Raw genomic sequence first — 273 nt, forward strand, 5'->3', positions numbered from 1 at the left:
CCTATGGCGCAGCCGCCGAACTCAGGATCGCACGACGCCACATCGTCAACGCGCCGCCGGGGGGGGGGGGGGGGGGGGGGGGGGGGGGGGGGGGGGGGGGGGGGGGGGGGGTGGGGGGGGTGGGGGCGGGGGGGGGGGGGGGGGGGGGGGGCGGGGGGGGGGGGGGGGGGGGGGGGGGGGTGGGGGGGGGGGGGGGGGGGGGGGGGGGGGGGGGGGGGGGGGGGTGGCGGGGGGGGGGGGGGGGGCGGGGGGGTGGGGGGGGCGGGCGGGGGG

Annotated in this window: 1 protein-coding gene; it reads left to right on the top strand. The window is 91.6% G+C overall.

Annotation, left to right across the window (positions count from 1 at the left end; genetic code table 11):
* Positions 1-273, top strand: a 273-nt coding sequence (locus tag AC0L2C_RS34285; protein ID WP_473525544.1) for a hypothetical protein, incomplete at both ends; no start/stop codon positions are given.

Source organism: Mesorhizobium sp. WSM4845, from assembly GCF_055811455.1.